Below are 4,674 nucleotides of genomic sequence, written 5' to 3'. Positions count from 1 at the left end.
GGTAAGAACCGGCCGGAACGCTCACGAGTCCGGCCAGGCGTCACCCCATTCGACGTCGCGCGCGGCGCGGTAGAGAGCGCCGTGGCGCTTGGAAACCGTCGTCTCGGTCAGCGTCGCCCCGGCGGTGCACAGGTCGAGCACGACGAGGCCCTTGCGTTTGCGCGGGTGCCGCACGATCCGCGCTTCGGGCAGCTTCGCGGCCTCCGGCGACGCGGCGACGTAGGAGAACTTCTCGTCCTCGAAACCGAGCGTGCCGGACTTGAGCTGGCGGTGCAGCCCGGTGCGCGACAGCCGCGCCGAGAAGTGGCACCAGTCCTCGCCGGGGACGATCGGACAGCCGTGTTCGTGCGGGCACGGCGCGATCAGGTGCGCGCCGGACGCCGAAAGAATGTCCCGCGCGGCGCGGATCCGTTCGAATCCGGCCGGTGTTCCGGGCTCGATCAACACGACCGTCCGCGCCTTCGCTGCCAGCCACCGGACGGTGTCCTCGCGGATCCGGTCCGGGAGTTCACCGAGCACATAGGACAGCGTGACGAGGTCGGCCTCGGGTGGCGGCGACCCGGGATCGATCAGTCCGCGTCGCCACTCCGCCGTCCGCACCGATTCCGACGTCGCCTGCGCGACCAACCGCTTGCCGAGCGTGATCGCGGCCGGAACCTGCTCGATCACCGTCGCCTTCTCCAGGGACGGCCAGACGGAAGCGGCGGCCCAGACGGCCGCGCCCGTGCCACCGCCGACGTCCACCTGTGTACGCGGCGCGAAGTCCGGAGTGCGGGCGGCCGTCGCGGCGAGCGCCGCGTGAACGGCCGCGTACGTCGCGGGCATCCGGTACCCGGCGTACGCGGCGACGTCGACATCGGAGGCGAGGATCGGCGCGCTCGCGGCGCCGCCCTGCCGGTACCGCGTGCTGAGCCGCTCGACGGACTGCGTGAGCCGCTGCTGGGGATACCGGGAGAGTTCGCCGTCGAGCGCGGACCGGAGGTCTTCGGGGAGTGCCGCCACGGTCACGGATTCTCCCACCCGGGTGAGTTTTGTCCGTTCCCCGGTGCCTGACCTGCTAGTTTCGTGCGCGACGAACTGGGTGGAAAAAAGTTCAGCCGTCGTGTCGATCCCGCGCCCGCCCGGTCGACGCGTTGGTGAAGCAGGAAGACCAGAACGACTTAGAGGAGTAACCCCATGCGGTTCATGGTGATCATGAAGGCGTCCGAGGAGTCCGAAGCGGGCCAGCTGCCCAGCACCGAGCTGCTCACCGAGATGGGCAAGTTCAACGAGGAGCTGGTGAAGGCCGGTGTCATGCTCGCCGGCGAGGGACTGACCGCCAGCTCGGAAGGCGTGCGGGTGCGGTTCTCGGGCAACGAGGAACCGCAGGTCGTCGACGGCCCGTTCGCCGAGACCAAGGAGCTGATCGCGGGCTTCTGGATCCTCCAGGTGCGGTCGAAGGAAGAGGTCGTCGAGTGGGTCAAGCGGGTGCCGAACACCGACGGCGCCCACCACACCATCGAGATCCGGCGCGTCGCCGAGCCGGAGGACTTCGGCGAGAACATGACGCCGGAGATCCGCGAAGCCGAGGAGCGGCTCCGCGCGGCGACCGAGCAGCGGTAACGGCATGCGGTTCGCGGTACTGGTCAAGGGCGATCCGGAGGTCGAGGCGGGGCGGCTGCCCACGACCGAGGAACTCGCGACGATGACCGAGTTCAACGAGGAACTCGCCCGTTCCGGGATGCTGGAGCTTGCCGAGGGACTGCAACCCACCGTCGAGGGCGCCAGGGTGTTCTTCGCCGGTGACGCCGAGCCCCAGGTGACGGACGGTCCGTTCGCCGAGACCAAGGAACTGATCGCCGGGTTTTGGATCTTGCGGGCGGACTCGATGGCCGAGGTGGTCGAGCTGGTGAAGCGGGTGCCGAACCCCGAGGGCAGGGACGGGGAGATCGAGATCCGGCCGATCGCGGAGTTCTGACCCGCTTGCCTTGGCCGCGGCGACGCTGTCTTATGGCGTCGTGACGGCAACGGCGACCGATGCTCGCGGAGCGATCGAGGCGGTGTGGCGGATCGAGTCGGCGCGGCTCATCGCGGGGCTCGCGCGGATGGTCCGCGACGTCGGCCTCGCCGAGGAACTCGCGCAGGACGCCCTGGTCGCGGCCATGGAACAGTGGCCGGGCGAGGGCGTCCCGCGCAATCCCGGCGCGTGGCTGATGACCACGGCGAAGCGGCGCGCCATCGACCTGTTCCGCCGCAACGAACGTTTCGAGCGGAAACTCGACGAGCTGGGTCGCGAGCAACAGCTCGGCGAGGGCGTCCTGCCGGACTTCGACGCCGTGCTCGACGACCGCATCGAGGACGATCTGCTGCGGCTGGTGTTCACCGCGTGCCACCCGGTGCTGAACACCGGGGCACGGGTCGCGCTGACGTTGCGGATGCTCGGCGGGCTCACGACCGACGAGATCGCGCGGGCCTTCCTGGTGAAGGAATCGACGATCGCCCAGCGGATCGTGCGGGCGAAGCGTTCGCTCGCGGAGGCGAACGTCCCGTTCGAGGTTCCCGAGGGCGAGGAGCGGATCAACAGGCTGTCTTCGGTACTCGAAGTCATCTACCTGATCTTCAACGAGGGCTATTCGGCGACGCGCGGCGACGACTGGATGCGTCCCGCGCTGTGTGAGGAGGCACAACGGCTCGCGCGAGTGCTCTCCGGTCTGATGCCGAACGAGCCCGAGGTGCACGGACTCGCGGCGCTGGTCGAACTCCAGGCGTCGCGCAACGCCGCCAGGACCGACGCGAACGGGGACCCGATCCTCCTGCTCGATCAGGACCGTTCGCGGTGGAACCAGCTGCTGATCCGCCGTGGTCTGGACGCGCTCACCCGTGCCGAGGAACTGGCCGAAGGGGCGTACGGTCCCTACGCGGCGCAGGCGGCGATCGCGGCGTGTCACGCCAGGGCACGTACGCCGGAGCAGACCGACTGGGTCCGGATTTCGGTGCTGTACGCGGGTTTGGCGCGGTTGCGGCCGTCACCGGTCGTGGAGCTGAACCGCGCCGTCGCCGTTTCGATGGCGTACGGACCCCAAGCAGGACTGGACCTGGTGGACCGATTGGTCGACGAGCCCGCGTTGAAGGGGTATCACCTGTTGCCGAGTGTGCGGGGAGACCTCCTGGCGAAACTGGGCAGGCATGCCGACGCGCGTGCCGAATTCGAGCGCGCCGCGGCGATGACCGGCAACGCGCGGGAACGCGCGCTGCTGCTCAACCGGGCGGCCGAACAGGGCTGAACCTCACGCCTCGATGAAGACGATCCGTTCCGGTTCGACGGTGAGCTGAAGTGTCTGGCGGCGCACCGAAACGAGCGTTTCGAACTCCGTCGCGTGTCCGTCCGGGATGGTGAACAGCCGGTCGTTGCGCGTGCTGAGGTAGTGCGAGAAACCGGCCAGCGACACCCCGCCCGACTCGTCGATCGACAGGTAGTCCACGAGCCTGCGGAACAGTTTCGGCAGGATCACCAGGTCGGTGCTCAGCTGCGTGCGGGACTGCAGCCGGAACCCGGAATTCGTCACGTCGTGTTTCCACACCCCGCTGCCCGAACCCCGGGCCGCGACGGCAGCGTCGGAAAGCGCCTGCCGGAGATCGGGGTAGAGCAGGGAATAGAACGTCGGGTAGACGAGGCCCTCGGCGAGCAGCTGGTAATTGGCGGAGTTCTTCAGTGCCTTGACGTCGAGGTGGACGTCGCTCAGATCCGTCGACCGGCCGGGCCGCTGGCCGGGAAAGGCGAAGGCGACCGCGCGGCCGTATTTGTCCGCAAACCGGGTCAGGATGTGGCCGGTGACCTTCGGCGGGACCGCCCTGGTGACGGTGCCGTTCTCGTCGCGTTCGGCCTTGGTGAACCCGAGCAGGGCGAGCAGCCTGGCGGACGCGGCGTCGGCGAGTTCGGCGGGCTGGTGCAGCATCGCCCCGTGGCCCTGCGGCCGGTAGTGCGTCTCCAGCGCGTCGATCGCGTCGAGCCGCAACTGCATCCCGCCGCGCGAATTCAGCCGGACCTTGAGCCCGGCCTTCTTCGTGGCCTGCGGGTCGTCCGGATAGAACCGCACCGAATCGCCGTCCGGTGAAGCCCCGACGATCTGGAACGTTCCTTTGATCAACGTCATCGGCATGACCTCTACGTTAGGTCGCGGACGCGTGGTTTCCTCCCCGGTTCATCCGGACAGAGCAACGTGGACGCCTTCTGTCCACTTTGGATTCGCGCCGAATTCGCCGGATGCGGCGAAAGCCGTGACCGAATTCCCGGATCGCCCGCGGCGAGGTGAACTGTGGACGGCGCCGCCGCGGTTTCCGCGCGGGCTGGAAGGCCGTGAATGGCGCGTTGGTGATTGAACCTGGGTCGGCAATCCATCGCGCCCTCAACGCTCCGTTGGTGGGGAGAACGTCTCGAACGCGTCGTTCGGGACATCCTGGGCGCCGCCGGGTCGATGTGCCGAGGGACGCCCTTGGTGCGCTGAACGCACCGAGGGCCCCCTTCGTCACAGCCAACGACCGAAGGCGTCCCTCGGCACCTCTGGCAGCACGAACGGACCGTTCGACACCCAGCTCGGCCGCACTACAGGCGTGGGGGGGGGCGGCGCGGGGGGGGGGGGTATAACAGCCGCCGCCAGCGGCGGACGCAGAGCACGCGCCCCGCACCCCACCACC

General features: G+C 68.9%; 5 protein-coding genes. 3 read left to right on the top strand and 2 right to left on the bottom strand.

The genetic code is table 11. The features are described 5' to 3' along the window. Window positions 1-21 precede the first annotated feature (21 nt). Window positions 22-1,002: a small ribosomal subunit Rsm22 family protein gene (locus tag ACFWY9_RS28090; RefSeq protein WP_378340288.1), complete on the bottom strand. Its 981-nt coding sequence runs from the start codon at window positions 1,000-1,002 to the stop codon at window positions 22-24. A gap of 174 nt (window positions 1,003-1,176) precedes the next feature. On the opposite strand from ACFWY9_RS28090, the gene ACFWY9_RS28085 reads away from it, so the two are divergent. The 3 genes from ACFWY9_RS28085 (at window position 1,177) to ACFWY9_RS28075 (ending at window position 3,263) form a co-directional block, all read left to right on the top strand. Further along, complete coding sequence (locus ACFWY9_RS28085; RefSeq protein ID WP_378328879.1) at window positions 1,177-1,602, top strand: YciI family protein; 426 nt, start codon at window positions 1,177-1,179, stop codon at window positions 1,600-1,602. A gap of 4 nt (window positions 1,603-1,606) precedes the next feature. Then, a complete protein-coding gene (locus ACFWY9_RS28080) occupies window positions 1,607-1,957 on the top strand; it encodes a YciI family protein (protein WP_378328878.1) in 351 nt (116 codons plus the stop codon). 127 nt (window positions 1,958-2,084) lie between these two features. Beyond that, window positions 2,085-3,263 (top strand): RNA polymerase sigma factor, encoded by a 1,179-nt coding sequence (locus tag ACFWY9_RS28075; protein WP_378328896.1) that lies wholly within the window; start codon window positions 2,085-2,087, stop codon window positions 3,261-3,263. 3 nt (window positions 3,264-3,266) lie between these two features. Here ACFWY9_RS28075 and ACFWY9_RS28070 read toward each other — a convergent pair whose 3' ends face one another. Next, window positions 3,267-4,139, bottom strand: coding sequence for a nuclease (locus tag ACFWY9_RS28070; RefSeq protein WP_378328877.1), 873 nt, complete (start codon window positions 4,137-4,139; stop codon window positions 3,267-3,269). Window positions 4,140-4,674: the final 535 nt, after the last annotated feature.

Source organism: Amycolatopsis sp. NPDC059027, from assembly GCF_042739735.1.
In the GTDB taxonomy this organism is placed as follows: domain Bacteria; phylum Actinomycetota; class Actinomycetes; order Mycobacteriales; family Pseudonocardiaceae; genus Amycolatopsis.
Note: the sequence above shows the minus strand (reverse complement) of the source record. Positions and strands in the feature narration are given on the sequence as shown.